Below are 21,317 nucleotides of genomic sequence, written 5' to 3' on the forward strand. Positions count from 1 at the left end.
CGACGGGAGAGCCGATGCGTACGCCGCGCCAGCCGTCCCAGGCTTCCGTGAACTCGGCCACCACCGAGTCCGCCTGGTCCCACATGGACGCTCGCCCTGCCCCGCAGGGCCTCTACGACCCGCGCAACGAGCACGACGCCTGCGGCGTCGGCTTCGTGGCCACGCTCACCGGTGAGCCGAGCCACACGCTGGTCGACCAGGCACTCACCGTTCTGCGGAACCTGGAACACCGCGGCGCCACCGGCTCCGAGCCCGACTCCGGCGACGGCGCGGGCATCCTCACCCAGGTCCCCGACGCCTTCCTCCGCGAGACCGCCGGCTTCGAGCTGCCCGAGGCCGGCGCCTACGCCGTCGGCATCGCCTTTCTCCCCGAGGCCGGCACCGACGAGGCCGCGGCCCGCATCGACGCCCTCGCCGCCGAGGAGGGCCTGACCGTCCTCGGCTGGCGCGAGGTCCCCGTCGCCCCCGCCCTGCTCGGCGCCACCGCCCGCGCCACCATGCCCGCCTTCCGGCAGCTCTTCGTCGCCGCCGAGAACGCCACCGGCATCGCGCTGGACCGCCTCGCCTTCGTGCTGCGCAAGCGCGCCGAGCGCGAGGCCGGCGTCTACTTCCCCTCGCTCTCCTCGCGGACCCTCGTCTACAAGGGCATGCTGACCACCGGCCAGCTGGAGCCGTTCTTCCCGGACCTCTCCGACCGCCGCTTCGCCAGCGCCATCGCCCTGGTCCACTCGCGGTTCTCCACCAACACCTTCCCGAGCTGGCCGCTCGCCCACCCGTACCGCTTCGTCGCCCACAACGGCGAGATCAACACGGTCAAGGGCAACCGCAACTGGATGCGCGCCCGCGAGTCCCAGCTCGCCTCCGAGCTCTTCGGCGGCGGCGACAAGGACCTCTCGCGGATCTTCCCGGTCTGCACCCCGGACGCCTCCGACTCCGCCTCCTTCGACGAGGTCCTCGAACTCCTCCACCTCGGCGGCCGCTCGCTCCCGCACAGCGTGCTCATGATGATCCCCGAGGCCTGGGAGAACCACGCCTCCATGGACGCCTCCCGGCGGGCGTTCTACCAGTACCACGCGGCGATGATGGAACCCTGGGACGGCCCGGCCTGCGTCACCTTCACCGACGGCACCCAGGTCGGCGCGGTCCTCGACCGCAACGGCCTGCGCCCCGGCCGCTACTGGGTCACCGACGACGGCCTCGTCGTCCTCGGCTCCGAGGTCGGCGTCCTCGACATCGACCCCGCCAAGGTCGTCCGCAAGGGCCGCCTCCAGCCCGGCCGCATGTTCCTCGTCGACACCGCCGAGCACCGCATCATCGAGGACGACGAGATCAAGGGCACGCTCGCCACCGAGCAGCCCTACGAGGAGTGGCTCGAGACCGGCACCATCGAGCTGCACGACCTGCCCGAGCGCGAGCACATCGTCCACACCCACGCCTCGGTCACCCGCCGCCAGCAGACCTTCGGGTACACCGAGGAGGAGCTGCGCGTCATCCTCGCCCCGATGGCCAAGGTCGGCGCCGAGCCGATCGGCTCCATGGGCACCGACACGCCCATCGCCGCGCTCTCCAAGCGCCCCCGGCTCCTCTTCGACTACTTCACCCAGCTGTTCGCGCAGGTCACCAACCCGCCGCTGGACGCCATCCGCGAAGAGCTGGTCACCTCGCTGTACTCGACGCTCGGCCCGCAGGGCAACCTGCTGGAGCCCACCGCGGCCTCCTGCCGCTCCGTCACCCTGCCGTTCCCGGTCATCGACAACGACGAGCTGGCCAAGCTCGTCCACATCAACGCCGACGGCGACATGCCCGGCATGAAGGCCGTCACCCTCTCCGGGCTCTACCGCGTCTCCGGCGGCGGCGAGGCCCTCGCCGAGCGCATCGAGGAGATCCGCGCCGAGGCCGACGCCGCCATCGAGGCCGGCGCCCGCCTCATCGTCCTCTCCGACCGGCACTCCGACGCCGAGCACGCGCCGATCCCCTCGCTGCTGCTCACCGCCGCCGTCCACCACCACCTCATCGGCACCAAGCAGCGCACCCAGGTCGGGCTGCTCGTCGAGGCCGGAGACGTCCGCGAGGTCCACCACGTCGCGCTGCTCATCGGCTACGGCGCCGCCGCGGTCAACCCCTACCTCGCCATGGAGTCCGTCGAGGACCTCGTCCGGGCCGGCACCTTCCTGCCCGGCATCGAGGCCGAAACCGCCATCCGCAACCTCATCCACGCCCTCGGCAAGGGCGTGCTGAAGGTCATGTCGAAGATGGGCATCTCCACCGTCGCCTCCTACCGCGGCGCCCAGGTCTTCGAAGCGGTCGGCCTGAAGGACGACTTCGTCCGCACCTACTTCTCCGGCACCACCTCCAAGATCGGCGGCGTCGGCATCGACGTCGTCGCCCGCGAGGTCGCCGCCCGCCACGCCAAGGCGTACCCCGCCACCGGCATCGCCCGCGCCCACCGCGCGCTGGAGATCGGCGGCGAGTACCAGTGGCGCCGCGAGGGCGAGCCGCACCTCTTCGACCCGGACACCGTCTTCCGCCTCCAGCACGCCACCCGCAACCGGCGCTACGACATCTTCAAGCAGTACACCGGCCGGGTGAACGAGCAGTCCGAGCGGCTCATGACGCTCCGCGGCCTCTTCGGTATCAAGAGCGACCGTCCCTCGGTCCCCGTCGAGGAGGTCGAGCCGGTCTCCGAGATCGTCAAGCGCTTCTCCACCGGCGCCATGTCGTACGGCTCCATCTCCCAGGAGGCGCACGAGACCCTCGCCATCGCCATGAACCAGCTGGGCGGCAAGTCCAACACCGGTGAGGGCGGCGAGGACGCCGAGCGGCTCTACGACCCGGCCCGCCGCTCCGCCATCAAGCAGGTCGCCTCCGGCCGCTTCGGCGTCACCAGCGAGTACCTGGTCAACGCCGACGACATCCAGATCAAGATGGCCCAGGGCGCCAAGCCCGGCGAGGGCGGCCAGCTCCCCGGCCACAAGGTCTACCCGTGGGTCGCCAGGACCCGGCACTCCACGCCCGGCGTCGGCCTCATCTCGCCGCCCCCGCACCACGACATCTACTCCATCGAGGATCTCGCCCAGCTGATCCACGACCTGAAGAACGCCAACCCGCAGGCCCGCATCCACGTGAAGCTGGTCTCCGAGGTCGGCGTCGGCACCGTCGCCGCCGGGGTCTCCAAGGCCCACGCCGACGTCGTCCTGGTCTCCGGCCACGACGGCGGCACCGGCGCCTCCCCGCTGACCTCCCTCAAGCACGCGGGCGGCCCCTGGGAGCTGGGGCTCGCCGAGACCCAGCAGACGCTGCTCCTCAACGGGCTGCGCGACCGCATCGTCGTGCAGACCGACGGCCAGCTCAAGACCGGCCGCGACGTGGTCGTCGCCGCCCTGCTGGGCGCCGAGGAGTTCGGCTTCGCCACCGCGCCGCTGGTCGTCTCCGGCTGCGTCATGATGCGCGTCTGCCACCTGGACACCTGCCCGGTCGGCATCGCCACCCAGAACCCGGTGCTGCGCGAGCGGTTCTCCGGCAAGGCCGAGTTCATCGTCAACTTCTTCGAGTTCATCGCCGAAGAAGTCCGCGAACTTCTCGCCGAGCTGGGCTTCCGCTCCGTCGAGGAGGCCGTCGGCCACGCCGAACTCCTCGACACCGAGCGGGCCGTCGCCCACTGGAAGGCCGAGGGGCTCGACCTGGAGCCGCTCTTCCACGTCCCCGACCTGCCCGACGGCGCCGTCCGGCACCAGATCACCACCCAGGACCACGGCCTGGAGAAGGCGCTCGACAACGAGCTGATCAAGCTCGCCGCCGACGCCCTGTCCGCACACACCGCCGAGGACGCCCGGCCGGTCCGCGCTCAGGTCGCCATCCGCAACATCAACCGCACCGTCGGCACCATGCTCGGCCACGAGGTGACGAAGAAGTTCGGCGGCGCGGGGCTGCCCGACGACACCATCGACCTCACCTTCACCGGCTCCGCCGGCCAGTCCTTCGGCGCCTTCGTCCCGCGCGGCGTCACCCTGCGCCTGGAGGGCGACGCCAACGACTACGTCGGCAAGGGCCTCTCCGGCGGCCGCATCGTGGTCCGCCCCGACCGCGCCGCCGACCACCTCGCCGAGTACTCGACCATCGCCGGCAACACCATCGGCTACGGAGCCACCGGCGGCGAGATCTACCTGCGCGGCCGGACCGGCGAGCGGTTCTGCGTCCGCAACTCCGGTGCCACCGTCGTCTCCGAGGGCGTCGGCGACCACGGCTGCGAGTACATGACCGGCGGCCACGCCGTGGTCCTCGGCGAGACCGGCCGCAACTTCGCGGCCGGCATGTCCGGCGGCATCGCCTACGTCATCGACCTCGACCCCGACCGGGTCAACGCGGGCAACGCCGCGGCCGTCGAGGGGCTGGACGACACCGACCGCCGGTGGCTGCACGACGTGGTGCGCCGCCACCAGGAGGAGACCGGCTCCACCGTCGCCGGGAAGCTCCTCGCCGACTGGGAGAACGCGCTGGCCCGCTTCAGCAAGATCATCCCGACCACGTACAAGGCAGTGCTCGCCGCCAAGGACGCCGCCGAGCTGGCCGGTCTGACCGAGACCGAGACCACCGAGAAGATGATGGAGGCGGCGACCCATGGCTGACCCGAAGGGCTTTCTCACCACCGGCCGCGAGGTCGCTCAGTCCCGTCCCGTCGAGGAGCGGGTCCGCGACTTCAAGGAGGTCTACGTCCCCGGCTCCCTGCTGCCGATCATCTCCAAGCAGGCGTCGAGGTGCATGGACTGCGGCATCCCGTTCTGCCACAACGGCTGCCCGCTCGGGAACCTCATCCCCGAGTGGAACGACTACGCCTACCGCGAGGACTGGCAGGCCGCCGGCGAGCGGCTGCACGCGACCAACAACTTCCCGGAGTTCACCGGCCGCCTCTGCCCCGCCCCCTGCGAGTCGGCGTGCGTGCTCGGCATCAACCAGCCGGCCGTCACCATCAAGAACGTCGAAGTCTCGATCATCGACAAGGCGTGGGAGACCGGCAACGTCCTCCCGCAGGCCCCCGAGCGGCTCTCCGGCAAGACCGTCGCCGTGATCGGCTCCGGCCCGGCCGGACTCGCCGCCGCCCAGCAGCTCACCCGCGCCGGGCACACCGTCGCCGTCTACGAGCGCGCCGACCGCGTCGGCGGACTCCTGCGGTACGGCATCCCCGAGTTCAAGATGGAGAAGCGGCACATCAACCGCCGCATAGAGCAGATGCGCGCGGAGGGCACCAAGTTCCGCACCGGCGTGGAGATCGGCCGCGACCTGCCCGCCGACGCCCTGCGCCGCCGCTACGACGCGGTGGTCGTCGCCGCCGGTGCCACCACCGCCCGCGACCTGCCCGTCCCCGGCCGCGAGCTGAACGGCATCCACCAGGCGATGGAGTACCTGCCGCTCTCCAACAAGGTGCAGGAGGGCGACTACGTCACCCCGCCGATCACCGCCGAGGGCAAGCACGTCGTCGTCATCGGCGGCGGCGACACCGGCGCCGACTGCGTGGGCACCGCCCACCGCCAGGGCGCGGCCTCCGTCACCCAGCTGGAGATCATGCCCCGCCCGGGCGAGGAGCGGAACGCGAACCAGCCCTGGCCGACCTTCCCCATGCTCTACAAGGTCACCTCGGCCCACGAGGAGGGCGGCGAGCGGGTCTACTCCGTCTCCACCACCCACTTCGAGGGCGACGAGGAGGGCAACGTCCAGTGGCTCCACCTCGCCGAGGTCGAGTTCAAGGACGGCAAGCTCGAGCAGAAGCCCGGCACCGAGCGGAAGATCCCGGCCCAGCTGGTCACCCTCGCCATGGGCTTCACCGGCACCGACCAGGAGAACGGCCTCGTCTCCCAGTTCGGCCTGGAGCTGGACGCCCGCGGCAACATCGCCCGGGACGACCACTACGAGACCAACGTCCCCGGCGTCTTCGTCGCCGGCGACGCCGGCCGCGGCCAGTCGCTGATCGTCTGGGCCATCGCCGAGGGCCGCTCCGCCGCCCGCGGCGTGGACCGCTTCCTCACCGGCGCCAGCTCCCTGCACGCCCCGATCCGCCCGACCGACCGGTCGCTGACCGTCTGAGCGCGACCGGCCCCCGCCGCCACGGCGGCGACGGGGGCCGGATAGCCTCCCCCAGGCACCCCTCGCGGTGCCCCCACCTGTTCCGTACAAAGGCGTACGGATCTGAACGCGGCGCCCGCCCGTCCCCGACCGGACACCTGGCGGGCGCCGCGCTTTTCCCTCACCCGGGAAGGTGGAAGCGCTCCCCGTAGATCTCCCAGGTCAGCGGCGTCGACAGGGAGAGGTTGCCGTTCCGCAGGAAGACCCGCTGCGCGGAGTCGACACGCGAGGTGTCCCGCTGGAACCGCTTCCCCTCCCGGATCACCGCCCGCCGCGCGTCGAGGAACGCCTCCAGGTACGTCCGTTCGTCGCCGCCCGCCGCCTTCGTCTCCGCCTTCTCCAGCGCGGCCGCGCGGATGCCGTAGAAGCTGTCGGCGCCCTTGCCGGGGCCGTGCAGCAGCATCGCGTCGTAGTAGACGAACTGGCCGAGCGTGCCCAGGCCGTCGATCTTCGCCATCCGCACCGCCGGGTCGAAGTACCGCTCGTCCCGCTCCCGCTCCTGCGCCTCGCGGAACGCCGGGACCTCCGCCTCCGCCTCCCACGCCTCGGGGAAGCCCTCCAGCCCCTCCAGGGAGTCCGAGCCGTCCACCTCGCGCAGCGCCGGCAGGTACGCGGCCAGGCCGTTGTCCGGGTGGGCCTTGCTGTACCGCTCGACCAGGCCCAGCAGGTCGTGGGTGCCGGTGCAGAAACCGGCGATGCCGGCCGTGTAGCCGCGCCCGTCCTCCAGGTCCTCGATGTAGCCGTAGAGGGTGCGCCACTTCAGCGTCGAGTTGTCGGCGCTCGCCGCCAGCTGGAGCGCCAGCTCCTTCTTCTCCGGCGCGGCGAGACCGGCGGGCATCTTCGCGATGCGCTCCTCCGTCTCCCGGTCGGCGTCGTCCGGGCCGCCGTCCCGGCCGGTCCTGGCCGCACCGTCCGCGGCGGCCGAGGACGAGGGGCCCGACTCGCCGGGTATCCGGTCCGCCTCGGGGTCCGGACCGAGGAGGAAGACGGCCGCCGTCGCCAGCGGGGCGAGGGCCAGCAACACACAACCAACACGCTTCATTCGCCCAAGCGTACGGACCTTCACCCGCCCCTCCGGCCGCCCCGGGTGATCTTGACCGATCCGGTACGCACCCCGCTCCCGGGCCGCCCCGCCGCCTCCCGTACCCGCGCCCGGCGCTCCTCCGCGAGCAGGGGTGACCGTGTTAGGCTGGGGGACGTTGCAGTTGTGGTACCCATGATCTTTATGTGCGCCTGACGAGAACTCGCTCAGGCGCATTATTGTTTCCCGGCCCTCCGGCCTTGCCGGCTCTCCGGTGTGGGGCTCTTTTGTGACACTTCTTCCCGCGGACCCGCGGAAGGAATACCGGCCCCTCAACACCCCAGGGAGTGCATATGGCCACCGGAACCGTGAAGTGGTTCAACGCCGAAAAGGGCTTCGGCTTCATCGAGCAGGACGGCGGCGGCCCCGACGTCTTCGCCCACTACTCCAACATCGCCGGCCGGGGCTTCCGTGAGCTCCTGGAAGGCCAGAAGGTCACCTTCGACGTCACGCAGGGCCAGAAGGGCCTGCAGGCGGAGAACATCGTCGCCGGCTGATTCCAGCCCCGACGCGTACCTCCTGACCGGGGCCCGCACCACGCTCGGTGCGGGCCCCGGTTTGTGCTGTCCCCAGGAAGGCAGAGACCGCCCCATGACTCGATCCGAACGCCCCGACCGCCAGGCAGCGGGGAACCGCGCGGCCCAGGGGAACCCCCAGGCCCGCACCGGCCGCCGACCCGGCCAGGACTCCGGCGGCAGCCGCCCCGGACGCTCCCGAGGGGGCCGACGGACCGGGCGCCCCACCACCTCCCGCACCCCCGCCGCCCCGCAGGGCGGCGACTTCGCCCTCCCCGAGACGCGCACCCCGGCCCTGCCGGCCGTCGCCGCCTTCGCCGAGCTGGACCTGCCCGAGCCGCTGCTCGCCGCGCTGGCCGCCGAGGGCATGGCCGAGCCGTTCCCCATCCAGGCCGCGACGCTCCCCAACTCGCTGGCCGGCCGCGACATCCTCGGCCGGGGCCGCACCGGCTCCGGCAAGACCCTCGCCTTCGGCCTCGCCCTGCTGGCCCGCACCGCCGGACGCCGCGCCGAGGCCGGGGCGCCGCTCGCCCTGGTCCTCGTCCCGACCCGCGAACTGGCCCAGCAGGTCACCGACGCCCTCACGCCGTACGCCAAGGCCCTCGGGCTGCGCATGGCCACCGTCGTCGGCGGGCTCTCGCTGAACAAGCAGGCCAATGCGCTGCGCCGGGGCACCGAGGTCGTCGTCGCCACGCCGGGGCGGCTCAAGGACCTCCTGGACCGGGGCGACTGCCGCCTCGACCAGGTGGCGGTCAGCGTCCTCGACGAGGCCGACCAGATGACCGACATGGGCTTCATGCCGCAGGTCACCGCCCTGCTGGACCGCACCGCCCCCGACGGGCAGCGGATGCTCTTCTCCGCCACCCTGGACCGCAACATCGACCGGCTGGTGCGCGGCTACCTCTCCGACCCGGTGGTGCACTCCGTCGACCCCTCGGCGGGCGCCGTCACGACCATGGAGCACCACGTGCTCTACGTCGCCGACGACACCGACAAGAAGGCGGTCGCCCTGCGCATCGCCGCCCGCGACGGCCGCGTGATCATGTTCGTGGACACCAAGCGCTCCGCCGACCGGTTCGCCAAGCGGCTCCTCGCCAACGGCGTCCGCGCCTCGGCGCTGCACGGCGGCCGCTCCCAGCCGCAGCGCAACCGCACCCTGGAGCAGTTCAAGAACGGCCAGGTCACCGCCCTGGTCGCGACCAACGTGGCGGCCCGCGGCATCCACGTCGACGACCTCGACCTGGTCGTCAACGTCGACCCGCCCACCGACCACAAGGACTACCTGCACCGCGGCGGCCGAACCGCCCGCGCGGGCGAGTCCGGCAGCGTCGTCACGCTCGTCCTCCCCGAGGAGAAGCGCGAGATGACCCGCCTGATGTCGGCGGCCCGCATCACGCCGCAGACCGCCCGGGTCAAGTCCAGCGACGAGGAACTCGCCCGCCTCACCGGCGCCCGCGAGCCCTCCGGCGTGCCCGTCACGGTCGAGATCCCGCAGCAGCCCACCCCGCCCAAGGCCAAGTCCGGCGGCCGCTCCCGCCGCGGCCGCTCCGGCGGCGGCCGCCCGTCGGCCACCGCCACCGCCACCGGCCGCACCGCCACCCAGCCCGGCACCGGCTCTCGCGCCGCGGCCGGCGCGGGCACGGCCCGTACCGGCGGTGGCGCCCGTACCGGCGGCACCGGCCGTGGCGCGGCGGGACGCGGGGGCGGCGGCTCCGGCCGGGCGCGCCGCCCGCCCGGGGCACCGGCGGCGCGCCGCGCCGCGCCCGTGGCGGCGGCCGCGGCTCCGGGGCGGCGGCCTGACGTAAGCAGGGGAGTGACGCCGACGCCGCCCGGGCTCCTGGCCCGGGCGGCGTCGGCGTTCCGCGGCACGGACCCGGCGCCGGGAGACCGTGTCCGCAGGCCCGTCACCCCAGCGGCAGGACCCCCTCCAGCCGTCGCCGCACCGCCGGGTCGGTGAGCTGCTCCACCGTCTCCAGCGCCTTCTCCCGTACCGGAGAACCCTCCGGCTCCGTCGTCAGGAGCAGGCCCAGCGCCTCCTCGGCCCGGGCGCCCGCGCCCCGGCGGACCAGGCCCGCCGCGGCCTCGGCGACCGTCGCGGGGTCCTCGTCGGCCAGCCGGGCCGCCAGCGCCTCGCGGACCTCCTCGGTGTCCGAGGCCAGGGCGGCCAGCGCGGTCACCGCCCACTCGCGGACCCGGGGCCAGGCGTCCGCCGACAGCGCCACCAGTACCGCGACGCCCTGCGCGTCGTCGGCGGGGACCAGGCCGAACAGGGCTCGGGCCGCCGCCTCGCGGACCTCCGCCGAGGAGTGGCCGGCCGCCTCGTACACCTCCGGCAGCGCCCCGGGATCGCCGTGATGGCCCAGGCCCCGGACCACCGCCGCCAGCAGCTGGGCGTCGACCGCCTCCCGCGCCAGCTCCCGCAGCAGCGGCACCACCCGGGGCGTCAGCCGCCCGACGCCGAGCCGCCCCAGCGCCTCCACCGCGAAGAGCGCCTCCGGGGAGTCCGCCGCCTCCCCGAGCCGGGCTGCCGCCGCCGCGTACGTCTCCTCGTCGCCGCGCGCGCCCAGCACCCGCACCGGCTCCCGCCAGTCGTCGTGCCAGGGCTCCCCGCGCCGCAGGGCCCGGGCGCTCAGCTCCTCGTACGAGGTGGTGCGCCCCAGCTCCTCCTCCAGCACGGTGGCGACGGCGGCGTGCGAGGTGAACCGCTCCTGGCTCTCGCCCGGGTCCCCGTCGCGCAGGACCACCGCCGCCAGCAGCGTCGTCGACCCGCGCCGCACCTCGCGGACGACCACCTCCACCTCTCCCGCAGCCTCCTCGCCCTCCCCGGCGCCCACCAGCTCCTCGCGCAGCCGGTCCGCCAGCCCCACCGACCACCGCAGCGCCTCCTCCAGCGCCGCCTCCCGGCCGTCCGCCCCGTGCTCCAGCAGCACCCGGACCGTCTCCAGCGAGCCCTGCCGCGCCGCCCGCACCAGCAGCGGATCACCCCGCTCGGCCACCGGCTCGGCGCCCGCCTCCAGCAGCGCCGACGCTGCCCCCGCGTGCCCGCCCTGGGCCGCCCACACCAGGGCGGTGGGCCCCGGCTCGTCGGCGCCCCCGGGGTCGGCGCCCGCCGCGAGCAGCGCCCGCACCACCGCCGTGCGGCCCCAGCAGGCGGCGCCGCAGAGCGGCAGTTCGCCCTCGGCCGTACGCCGGTCCGGGTCGGCGCCGGCCGCCAGCAGCAGCCGGACGACGGCCGCCCGCCCGTCGACCGCCGCGCTGTGCAGCGCCGTGCCGCCCCCGCCGTCGTCGGCCTCGGGACTCACCCCGGCGCCGAGCAGCGCGGCCACCAGGTCCTCGTCGGCCTCGTACAGCGCCGAGAAGAGTTCCTCGGCGGCGGCGTTCGCCGGGTCCGTGCCGTGTTCCGCGTACGTCTCACCCATAAGGCGACGATCCCCGCAGCGGGCCGGTGCCGCAACGCCAATCGCTGGTCACGACCGGTACGGGTGAGGCGCCGTCCCACTCCTCGGGCACCCCTCCGGCGGCGGCGCGGGCCGCGTAGGCTGACCCACCATGACCCCCAGCAACACCGGAACGGGCCGCTCCGGCGCGGGCGACACGGCTGTCCTCGCCGAACTCCAGCGGCTGCGCGAGAGCATCGACAACATCGACGCCGCCGTGGTGCACATGCTCGCCGAGCGGTTCAAGTGCACCCAGCAGGTCGGCCACCTCAAGGCCGAGCACCAGCTGCCCCCCGCCGACCCGGACCGCGAGGCCCAGCAGATCGCCCGGCTGCGCGCGCTTGCCGAGAGCGCCCACCTGGACCCGGCCTTCGCCGAGAAGCTGCTCAACTTCATCGTGGCCGAGGTCATCCGCCACCACGAGCGCATCGCGGACGAGGTGGTGACCGGTGAGGGCGCCGACGCCCCCGGGGTGTCGCAGGCGGCCGGCTGACCCCCTGCCCCCGCACAGCGGTGAGGCCGGTCCCCGAGCGGGGGCCGGCCTCACCTCGTCCGTGCGCCAGGGGCGTCAGCGGTCGTCGCGCTTCATGGAGTCACCGACTCCCTTGGCGCGCTCGCGGAGCTGGTCCGTGGCGTCCTTGGCGTCGCCCTTCGCCTGGTCCGTCTTGCCCTCGGACTCGGCGCGGCGGTCACCGGTGACCTTGCCGACGGCCTCCTTGGCCTTGCCCTTCATCTTGTCCATCGCGGACTCGCCCATGGCGGACTTCCTCTCGTCAAGCGGGACATTCCACCTCCAGGGTGCGGTCGCCCGACCCGCACCGCACGGCGGAACGGGCCGCCCGGGTACCCGCCACCACGCCGTACGGGGTGCGTGGGCGAGGCTCCCGGCCGCCCGCGCACGGGCCCCCTACGCTCTACCCCATGATCCGTGCGGTGGTCCTCGACGTCGGTGAGTGCCTGGTGGACGAGACCCGCCGGTACGCGGCCTGGGCCGGCTGGCTGGGCGTCTCCCCGCACACCTTCTCGGCGGTCCTCGGTGCCGTCCTCGCCGCCGGGGGCGGCTTCGACGAGGCGTGCGCCGCGATCCGGCCCGGCTTCGACGCGGCGGCGGAGCGGGCGGCCCGCGCCGAGGCGGGCGTGCCGGAGGACACGTACACCGAGGCCGACCTGTACCCCGACGCCCGGCCCGCGCTCGCGGCGCTCCGGGCCGACGGGCTGGTGGTGGGGGTCGCGGACAATCTGACGGCGCGCGGCGCGGACGTGCTGCGCGGGTTGCTCGCCGAGGAGACGGAGCTGGTCGCGGCCTCGGGGGAGTGGGGCGTGGCCAAGCCGGACCCGGCCTTCTTCCGGCGGCTGGCCGGGGCGCTGCCCTTCGCGCCGGGGGAGATGCTGCACGTCGGCGACAGGTGGGCGTACGACGTGCGGCCCGCCGCCGAGGCGGGGCTGCGTACCGCGCTGGTGCGGCGCGGGCCGTGGGCGGTGCTCGACCGGGAGTCCGAGGAGGCCCGCGCGCTGCCCGGCTTCCGGATCGGCGGGCTGCTGGAACTCTCCGGGCTGATCCTCAACGCCAACGCCGGGGCGGGGGAGGGGGACGAGGAGGCTTGATCGTCAACCGAGGGTTGACGATTTAGGATGCGTCAACCTAAGGTTGACGCATGACCGAATTCAGCGCACCCTCCCGGTCCGTACGCCTCGACGACCTCATCGACGCCATCAAGAGCAGCCACACCGACCCCCTGGAGCGCCTCTCCGGAGCCGTCGTCGTCGCCGAACACCTCGGTGACGTCGCCGACCACCTCATCGGCCACTTCGTCGACCAGGCCCGCCGCTCCGGCGCCTCCTGGACCGAGATCGGCACCGGCCTCGGCGTCACCAAGCAGGCCGCCCAGAAGCGGTTCGTCCCCAAGGGCAGCGGGGACCTCGACCCCAAGGACGGCTTCAGCCGCTTCACCCCCCGCGCCCGCAACGCCGTCGTCGCCGCCCAGGAAGCCGCCCGCACCGCCGGCCAGTCCCACATCGCCCCAGGCCACCTCGCCCTCGGCCTCCTCGCCGACCCCGACTCCGTCGCCGCCCACCTCCTGACCGGCCAGGGCATCACCGCCGACGCACTACGCACCGCCGTCGCCGCGGGCGAACAGCCGCCCGCCGACACCCTCCCCGACCTCATCCCCTACGACGCCGCCGCCCGCAAGGCCCTCGAACTCACCTTCCGCGTCGCCCTGCGCCTCGGCCACAACTTCATCGGCACCGAACACCTCCTCCTCGCTCTCCTCGAACACGAGAACCTCAGCGGTGGCGGCCCCCTCACCACCCTCGGCGCCGACCCCGAAGCCGCCGAGACCGAAATCGTCCGCACCATCAGCGCCCTCCTCGACAACCCCACCGGCGAAACCGGCTGACACCCCAGAACCCACACCCCGCACCACCCCACGCCCCCGGAGGAGCCGGCCCCCGGGGGTGTACCCCCGCGCCCCCGCCGGACCCCCCTGTGCCCGCCCCGCGCCATCGGGCAGCATGGCCCGCATGTCCCTCCTGACGCGCGACGAAGCGCAGACCCGATCCCAGCTCCTCGACGTCCAGCGCTACGCCGTCGACCTGGACCTCACCACCGGCGACACCACCTTCGCCTCCCGCACCCGCGTCCACTTCACCGCGCGCGCCGCCGGGGACACCTTCATCGACCTGAACCCCGCCCGCCTCCACACCGTCACCCTCGACGGCGCCCCCCTCGACCCCGCCACCCTGGAGGGCAACCGCCTCCCCCTCACCGGCCTCACCCCCGGCCCCCACGAACTCACCGTCGAGGCCGACATGGCCTACTCCCGCACCGGCGAAGGCATGCACCGCTTCACCGACCCCGCCGACGACGAGACGTACCTCTACACCCAGCTCTTCCTCGACGACGCCCGCCGCGTCTTCGCCGCCTTCGACCAGCCCGACCTCAAAGCCCACTTCGACCTCACCGTCACCGCCCCGACGCACTGGACCGTCCTCGCCAACGGCACCACCACCCACCACGGCGACGGCCGCTGGACCGCCACCACCACCCCTCTCATCTCCCCCTACCTCGTCGCCGTCGCCGCCGGACCCTGGCACACCGTCCGCACCGACCACCGCGGCCTGCCCTTCGGCATCCACTGCCGCCGCTCCCTCGCCCCCCACCTCGACGCCGACGCCACCGAACTCCTCTCCACCACCACCGCCCTCTTCGACCGCTACCACGAGAAGTTCGACGAGCCCTACCCCTTCGACTCCTACGACCAGGCGTTCGTCCCCGAGTTCAACGCCGGCGCCATGGAGAACCCGGGCCTCGTCACCTTCCGCGACACCTACGTCTTCCGCTCCGCCGTCACCGACGCCGAACGCTGCTCCCGCGCCGTCACCATCGCCCACGAGATGGCCCACATGTGGTTCGGCGACCTCGTCACCCTCACCTGGTGGGACGACATCTGGCTCAACGAGTCCTTCGCCGAGTACATGGGCTACCAGACCGTCGCCGAAGCCACCCGCTGGACCCACGTCTGGACCGACTTCGCCGCCGGCCGCAAGGACTGGGGCTACGACGCCGACCAGCGCCCCACCACCCACCCCGTCGCCCCCGACCCCGACGCCGTCCCCGACACCGCCTCCGCCCTCCTCAACTTCGACGGCATCTCCTACGCCAAGGGCGCCGCCGCCCTGCGCCAGCTCACCGCCTGGCTCGGCGAGAAGGACTTCCTCGCCGGCATCAACCGCCACTTCACCCGCCACCGCTTCGCCAACGCCACCCTCGCCGACTTCCTCGACAACCTCGCCTCCGCCACCGACCGGGACGTCCACAGCTGGGCCGCCGCCTGGCTGCGCACCAGCGGCGTCGACACCCTCACCGCACACGCCACCGACACGGGCACCCCCGCCGCCCCCACCTGGCAGCTCACCGTCGACCGCGACGGCACCCGCCCCCACCGCATCACCGTCACCACCTGGGACCACACCCCCGAGACCGGCCCCCCCACCCGCCGCGACCACCTCGACCTCGACCTCCCCCAGGACCGGCCCCTCACCCTCCCCGGCCACCGCCCCGGCCTCGTCGTCCTCAACGACCAGGACCTCACCTACGCCAAACTCCGCCTCGACCCCACCTCCTGGACCACCGCGACGGCCACCCTCGCCACCCTCCCGGACCCCCTCACCCGCGCCGTCCTGTGGAACACCGCCCGCGACCTCGTCCGCGACGGCGAACTGGCCCCCGCCGCCTACCTCGACGCCGCCCGCACCCACCTCCCGCACGAGAACGACCTCGCCGTCACCACCGGCGTCCTCGGCTTCGCCTCCCGCCACGTCGCAGGCGTCTACACCCACCCCGACGACCGGCCCGCCGCCCTCGCCACCCTCACCGCCCTCTGCCGCGACCTGCTCCGCCGCACCGAAGGACTCAGCACCGAGGACTGGACCCGCGGCCAGGGCGGCGCCCACCGCACCGACGCCCACCCCGGACTGCGCCTCGTCGCCGTCCGCCACTTCATCGACAGCGCCACCCAGCCCGCCACCCTCACCGCCTGGCTCGACGACGGCCTCGTCCCCGGCGGCCCCACCCTCGACCCCGCCCTGCGCTGGCGCGTCCTGGGCCGCCTCGCCGTCCTCGGCGCCGTCGACGAAGCCGCCATCGACGCCGAACTCACCGCCGATCCCAGCGCCACCGGCCAGGAAGGCGCCGCCCGCTGCCGCGCCGCCCTCCCCGACCTCGACGCCAAACGTCGCGCCTGGGAGGCCATGTTCGAGGACGACACCCTCTCCACCTACCTCTTCACCGCCACAGCCCAGGGCTTCTGGCAACCCGAACAGACCGCCCTCGTCCGCCCCTACGTCCACCGCTACTACCAGGAAGCCCCCGCCCTCGCCCGCCGCCGCGGCGCCGCCCTCGCCACCGCCGCCGGCGCCGCCGCCTTCCCCGCGTACGCCGTCGACGACGAAGCCCTCGCCCTCGGCCGCGCCGCCCTCGCCCAGGACGACCTCGTCCCCGCCCTCCGCCGCCGCCTCGCCGACCAGCTCGACGACCTCGCCCGCGCCCTGCGCGTCCGCGACCGCCAGGCCGGAGCCGCCACCGGCTGACCCACGACCGGTACGGAGGAGGGCGGCGGGGAAGCACACCCCGCCGCCCTCCTCCGTACGCCCGGCCTCCTACCAGACCCACCCCGCGACCCGCCCGCCAACCCCGCCGTAATCCCCCTTTCGGACCCATTCCCCGCACTCCCCGCCCGACGGCCCGGCACCCCCCAACAAGCTGGAACTCCCCGCCCGCGCGCGCCTGAAGGACCAGCAGAAACATGAACACCCCGCCCCTCGCCGGAGGCACCGCAGGACCCGACGCGCTCGCGCCCCTCCTCGCCGCCGTCCTCGACGCCCTGCGCGCCGGCGCCCTCGACCGCGGCGGGCCCCTCCCCGCCGGCGGCCCCACCACCACCGCCCGCCGCGTCCACACCGCCGCCCACCCCCTCCTGCCCGACCACGGCACCGGCCCCGAAGCCGCCCTCGGCCCCCTCGTCCACGCCCTCGCCCAGGGCGCCGCCGACCCCGCCGACCCCCTCTGCGCCGCCCACCTCCACGCCCCGCCCCTCGCGCTGGCCGCCGCCGCCGACCTCGCCGCCTCCGTCCTCAACCCCTCCCTCGACTCCTGGGACCAGGCCCCCGCCGCCTCCGCCCTCGAAGCCGAACTCACCCGCACCCTCGCCCGCGAGACCTACCCCGCCGCCGACCAACCCGACGCCCTCCTCACCACCGGCGGCACCGAGGCCAACCAGCTCGCCCTCCTCCTCGCCCGCGAACGCCACCGCACCCCCCTCCACCTCGTCCACGGCGCCAACGCGCACCACAGCCTCCCCCGCGCCGCCTGGCTCCTCGGCCTCCCCGCCAGCCACACCGTGCCCACCCCCACCGGCACCCTCGACCCCGAAGCCCTCCACCACACCCTCGCCGCCCTCACCGGCCACCCCGTCCTCGTCGCCGTCACCGCCGGAACCACCGACTCCGGCGCCATCGACCCCCTCCCCGCCCTCGCCGACGTCTGCGCCGCCCACGGCGCCGACCTCCACGTCGACGCCGCCTACGGCGGCCCCCTCCTCTTCAGCGACCGCCGCAAACACGCCCTCCACGGCCTCGACCGCGCCCACTCCGTCACCCTCGACCTGCACAAACTCGGCTGGCAACCCGTCGCCGCCGGCATCCTCGCCGTCCACCACACCGGCCGCCTCGACCCCCTCCAGCACACCGCCGACTACCTCAACTCCCACGACGACACCGAAGCCGGCCTCCCCGACCTCCTCGGCCGCAGCCTGCGCACCACCCGCCGCCCCGACGCCTTCAAGATGGCCGTCACCCTCCGCGCGCTCGGCCGCGACGGACTCGGCGCCCTCGTCGACCAGGTCTGCGACCTCGCCGCCACCCTCGCCGACAAGATCCACCACCACCCCGCCCTCACCCTCCACGCACGGCCCGCCCTCAGCACCGTGCTCTTCCGCCCCACCGACGCCGACGACGACCAGGTCGCCGCCGTCCGCCGCACCCTCCTCGACGACGGCCACGCCGTCCTCGGCCGCGCCCGCGCGGAGGGCCGCCTCTGGCTCAAAGCCACCCTGCTCAACCCGCACACCCAACCCAGCGACCTCGACCGGATGCTGAAAATGGTGGAAGGACACACCCCCCGATGACCGCCCAGCACACCCCCGACCACGACCAGCCCCACGACCTGGTCGGCATCGGCATCGGCCCCTTCAACCTCTCCCTCGCCGCCCTCGCCCACGGCATCCCCGACACCCCCCGCACCGCCTTCTTCGAACAACGCCCCGCCTTCCACTGGCACCCCGGCATGCTCATCGACGGCGCCACCCTCCAAGTCCCCTTCCTCGCCGACCTCGTCACCCTCGCCGACCCCGCCAGCCCCTGGAGCTTCCTCAGCTACCTCCGCCACCGCCAGCGCCTCTTCCCCTTCTACTTCGCCGAGCGCTTCCACATCCACCGCGCCGAGTACGACGCCTACTGCCGCTGGGTCGCCGAGAACCTCCCCGGACTCCACTTCGGCCACCAGGTCGACGCCGTCCGCTGGAACTCCGAACGCGCCCTCTTCGAAGTCGACTACACCCAGACCGGCGCCGACGGCGAAGCCGAAGCCCTCGGCCGCGTCCACACCCGCAACCTCGTCCTCGGCGTCGGCACCGCCCCCCACATCCCCGAACCCCTCAAACCCCTCGCCGACGCACCCGTCGTCCCCGTCGTCCACTCCGCCGACTACCTCACCCACCGCGAACGGCTCCTCGGCGCCGACCACATCACCGTCATCGGCTCCGGCCAGTCCGGCGCCGAGATCTTCCTCGACCTCCTACGAGCCCGCCCCGAAGGCCGCGAAAAAATCCACTGGCTCACCCGCACCGAGGCCTTCACCCCCATGGAGTACTCCAAACTCGGCCTCGAACACTTCACCCCCGACTACACCCGCTACTTCCACTCCCTCCCGCAGACCGCCCGCGACCAGCTCCTGCCCCGCCAGTGGCAGCTCCACAAGGGCATCGACACCGAGACCATCGCCGCCATCCACGACGAGCTCTACCGCCGCACCCTCCACGGCGGCTGGCCCGACGCCACCCTCACCCCCGGCGTCGCCGTCCGCACCGCCGGACGCGTCGCCACCACCCAGGTCGAACTCCACCTCGAACACCTCACCCAGGGCACCCGCACCCGCCTCACCACCGACGCCGTCGTCCTCGCCACCGGCTACCGCGAACGCCCCCTCGACCGCCTCCTCGCCGCCCTCGACCCCTACCTCCGCCGCGACCACGCCGCACGCCCCCGCGTCGACGACCACTACCGCCTCCACCTCGACCCCGCCATCAGCCGCACCGGCAGCGCCGTCTACGTCCAGAACGCCGAACGCCACACCCACGGCGTTGGCGCCCCCGACCTCGGCCTCGCCGCCTGGCGCTCCGCCACCATCCTCAACACCCTCACCGGCACCCGGCCCTACCCCCTCCCCGACCGCACCGCCTTCACCACCTTCGGCCTGGAACGCCCCGGCGCCGGACCCCACCCCCGGCACACCCTCACCCCCCTCGCCGAACCCCGCTGACCGCCACGCGGCCGGAGGCAGACCCCGCCCCCGGCCGCGCACCCCCGTTCACCCGGCTCAGAACACCGGCTCACCCTCCCGCGTCAGCCGCCACCCCACCGACGCGAACTCCGCCGGGTCCACCGTCCCCTTCTCCCGCACCCACTCGATGATCGTGTTCCGGATCTCCTCCGGGTCCGCCCACACCTGCTCCGCCGACGCCACGTGCGGGAACGCCCCGCCCCCGCTCGCCCGGTAGTTGTTCACCGCCAGCACGAACCGCGCGTCCGCCGCCACCGGCTCCCCCTCGAACGCCAGCCCCACGATCCGCGAACCCACCGGCTGCGCCACATCCACCTCGTACGTCACCCCCGACAACGCGTCGTAGTTGTAGTCCGGAATCCCGTCCGCGTTGGTCAGCGCCGCCGGGTCCACCGGCGCACCCGGCGCCGTCCGCACGTAGTACCGCGCCGAGAACTCCAGGTACTCCTTCAGCTGGGCACCCGTCAGCACCCGCGCCTCCAGCGTGTTCTCGAACGGGTACAGCCCCGCCGCGTCCTTGATCGTCACCTCACCCGCCGGCATCCGCGCCGTCCGCGAGAAACACGAGGCCTGCGAGACCACCGGCAGCTCCGCGTACGCACCGCCCGCGAGACCCGCCCGCACCGTCTCCGTCTGCACATGGTTGATCAGGTCGATGATCGGCACGTCCTTCACCGGACCCTCGGCCGCCGACATCTCCTCCACCGACGTCCCGATCACCTGGTTCACATAGGCGACCACCTTCCTGTGCTCCTCGGCCAGCAGCCGCACGATCCGCGGGTCCTCCTCGGCCGTGTTGGAGTTCCGCACCTCGGACGCCACCCGCTCCACCACCCAGCGGCCCCGCTCCCACACCACCTCGATGTCGAACAGCGTCAGCCGCTGCCCCCACTTCAGCGGCTCGGAGAGCACCACCGGCCGCCCCGACTCCTTGTTCTCCACCACGTACTCGGCGATCTCCCGGTGCGCGTGACCCACCAGGATCGCGTCGATCCCCGGCACCTCCTCGGCCACCTGCGCCGCCGCGTTCTCCACGTACGGCAGCTGGTCGCCCCACGACGACGTACCGCTCGTCCCCGAGTGCGCCGACACCAGCACCACGTCCGCGCCCATCGACCGCAGCTTCGGCACCCACTTCGCCGCCTGCTCCACCAGCCCCGGGAAGACCATCCGGCCCTGCACGTTCACCTTGTCCCAGATCGCCACCCCGGGGTTGGTCAGCCCCAGCACCGCCACCCGCACGTCCCGCCCGAACGGCGTCCGCATCCGCTTGATCACGTACGGCGCGAACGCCGGCCGCAGCGACTTCGCGTCCAGCGCGTTGGCCCCCAGCAGCGGGAAACGGCACTGCTCCTCGAACTTCCGCAGCACCTCGATCCCGTAGTTGAACTCGTGGTTGCCGAGCGCCGCCGCGTCGTACCCGATCGCGTTCATCGCCCGCGCCATCGGATGCACCGGACCCCGGCGCTCCGTGATCGGGTCGACCTTCGCGTAGTAGTACGACAGCTGGGTGCCCTGGATCGTGTCGCCCGCGTCGATCAGCAGCGTGTTGCGGTGGCCGCGCTCCTCGCGGATCTCCTCGACCATCGTGGAGATCTTGGCCAGGCCGACGTCGTTGTGGTCCGCGTCGTCGAACTCCGCGTCGGTGAAGTAGTCCCAGTTCAGGACGTTGCCGTGCAGGTCCGTCGTGCCCAGCACGGTGAACGCGTGCCGCCGCTCACGACCGTGCCCGCCCTGGCCCGGGCCCTGCCCCGAACCGCCCGCCGCCGAGGCCGTACCCGCCCCCGCGCCGAGCGCCAGCCCCGCGCCCACCGCCGCCGAACCACCCACGAATCCCCTGCGGTTGACCGCCATCATCCACTCCTCGTTCGCTGAGACAACGCGCGTAGATTCTGGCGCAGAGGCCCCCTCCGCAACACCCCTGTCAGGTTTCCACCCGGTGACGCGGAACCCATTCGTCCACACCTTCGCCCTTTCGCTCGAAAGGGGGTGCGGAACGGTCCGGGAACGCTCATCGGAGCGAGCCCGCGCACAATTCAACAGTTGTC

Annotated in this window: 14 protein-coding genes; 10 read left to right on the forward strand and 4 right to left on the reverse strand. The window is 73.6% G+C overall.

What is annotated here, in order from left to right:
* Positions 1-14 precede the first annotated feature (14 nt).
* Positions 15-4,625 (forward strand): glutamate synthase large subunit, encoded by a 4,611-nt coding sequence (gene gltB, locus OIM89_RS24035; RefSeq protein ID WP_264491612.1) that lies wholly within the window; start codon positions 15-17, stop codon positions 4,623-4,625.
* Positions 4,618-6,078 (forward strand): glutamate synthase subunit beta, encoded by a 1,461-nt coding sequence (locus OIM89_RS24040; RefSeq protein ID WP_030698561.1) that lies wholly within the window; start codon positions 4,618-4,620, stop codon positions 6,076-6,078. Before gltB ends, OIM89_RS24040 begins: the two co-directional genes overlap by 8 nt.
* A 160-nt stretch (positions 6,079-6,238) precedes the next feature.
* Here OIM89_RS24040 and OIM89_RS24045 read toward each other — a convergent pair whose 3' ends face one another.
* Positions 6,239-7,159: a chitosanase gene (locus tag OIM89_RS24045; RefSeq protein WP_226965111.1), complete on the reverse strand. Its 921-nt coding sequence runs from the start codon at positions 7,157-7,159 to the stop codon at positions 6,239-6,241.
* Positions 7,160-7,491: 332 nt separating this feature from the next.
* Here OIM89_RS24045 and OIM89_RS24050 point away from each other — a divergent pair, with 332 nt between their 5' ends.
* Positions 7,492-7,695 (forward strand): cold-shock protein, encoded by a 204-nt coding sequence (locus OIM89_RS24050; RefSeq protein ID WP_003947520.1) that lies wholly within the window; start codon positions 7,492-7,494, stop codon positions 7,693-7,695.
* A gap of 94 nt (positions 7,696-7,789) precedes the next feature.
* The gene (locus tag OIM89_RS24055; RefSeq protein WP_264491613.1) at positions 7,790-9,670 is read left to right on the forward strand and encodes a DEAD/DEAH box helicase; all 1,881 of its coding nucleotides are present in this window, start codon (positions 7,790-7,792) and stop codon (positions 9,668-9,670) included.
* Here the strand turns inward: OIM89_RS24055 and OIM89_RS24060 are convergent.
* A complete protein-coding gene (locus tag OIM89_RS24060; protein WP_047469100.1) occupies positions 9,618-11,132 on the reverse strand; it encodes an ankyrin repeat domain-containing protein in 1,515 nt (504 codons plus the stop codon). The genes OIM89_RS24055 and OIM89_RS24060 overlap by 53 nt on opposite strands.
* A 130-nt stretch (positions 11,133-11,262) precedes the next feature.
* On the opposite strand from OIM89_RS24060, the gene OIM89_RS24065 reads away from it, so the two are divergent.
* Positions 11,263-11,643, forward strand: a complete 381-nt coding sequence (locus OIM89_RS24065) for a chorismate mutase (RefSeq protein WP_030698565.1) — start codon at positions 11,263-11,265, stop codon at positions 11,641-11,643.
* Positions 11,644-11,718: 75 nt separating this feature from the next.
* On the opposite strand, the gene OIM89_RS24070 is transcribed toward OIM89_RS24065, so the two are convergent.
* Entirely contained in the window at positions 11,719-11,907 is a 189-nt protein-coding gene (locus OIM89_RS24070) for a CsbD family protein (protein ID WP_023419933.1), read from the reverse strand.
* A 164-nt stretch (positions 11,908-12,071) separates the two neighbouring features.
* Here OIM89_RS24070 and OIM89_RS24075 point away from each other — a divergent pair, with 164 nt between their 5' ends.
* From OIM89_RS24075 to OIM89_RS24095, 5 genes are all read left to right on the forward strand, one after another.
* Positions 12,072-12,755: an HAD family hydrolase gene (locus OIM89_RS24075; RefSeq protein ID WP_226965109.1), complete on the forward strand. Its 684-nt coding sequence runs from the start codon at positions 12,072-12,074 to the stop codon at positions 12,753-12,755.
* Positions 12,756-12,805: 50 nt separating this feature from the next.
* Positions 12,806-13,549, forward strand: coding sequence for a Clp protease N-terminal domain-containing protein (locus OIM89_RS24080; RefSeq protein WP_175457204.1), 744 nt, complete (start codon positions 12,806-12,808; stop codon positions 13,547-13,549).
* Between the two features lie 124 nt (positions 13,550-13,673).
* Positions 13,674-16,241: an aminopeptidase N gene (gene pepN, locus OIM89_RS24085; RefSeq protein ID WP_226965108.1), complete on the forward strand. Its 2,568-nt coding sequence runs from the start codon at positions 13,674-13,676 to the stop codon at positions 16,239-16,241.
* Between the two features lie 215 nt (positions 16,242-16,456).
* On the forward strand, positions 16,457-17,836 hold the full coding sequence (locus OIM89_RS24090) for a pyridoxal phosphate-dependent decarboxylase family protein (RefSeq protein WP_151169805.1): 1,380 nt from the start codon (positions 16,457-16,459) through the stop codon (positions 17,834-17,836).
* On the forward strand, positions 17,833-19,248 hold the full coding sequence (locus OIM89_RS24095) for a lysine N(6)-hydroxylase/L-ornithine N(5)-oxygenase family protein (protein ID WP_030695169.1): 1,416 nt from the start codon (positions 17,833-17,835) through the stop codon (positions 19,246-19,248). The genes OIM89_RS24090 and OIM89_RS24095 overlap by 4 nt, the downstream gene beginning before the upstream one ends.
* Positions 19,249-19,305: 57 nt before the next feature.
* Here the strand turns inward: OIM89_RS24095 and OIM89_RS24100 are convergent, their stop codons facing one another.
* On the reverse strand, positions 19,306-21,123 hold the full coding sequence (locus OIM89_RS24100) for a bifunctional metallophosphatase/5'-nucleotidase (protein ID WP_264491614.1): 1,818 nt from the start codon (positions 21,121-21,123) through the stop codon (positions 19,306-19,308).
* Positions 21,124-21,317: the final 194 nt, after the last annotated feature.

This window comes from Streptomyces sp. BI87 (genome assembly GCF_025957665.1).
In the GTDB taxonomy this organism is placed as follows: domain Bacteria; phylum Actinomycetota; class Actinomycetes; order Streptomycetales; family Streptomycetaceae; genus Streptomyces; species Streptomyces albidoflavus.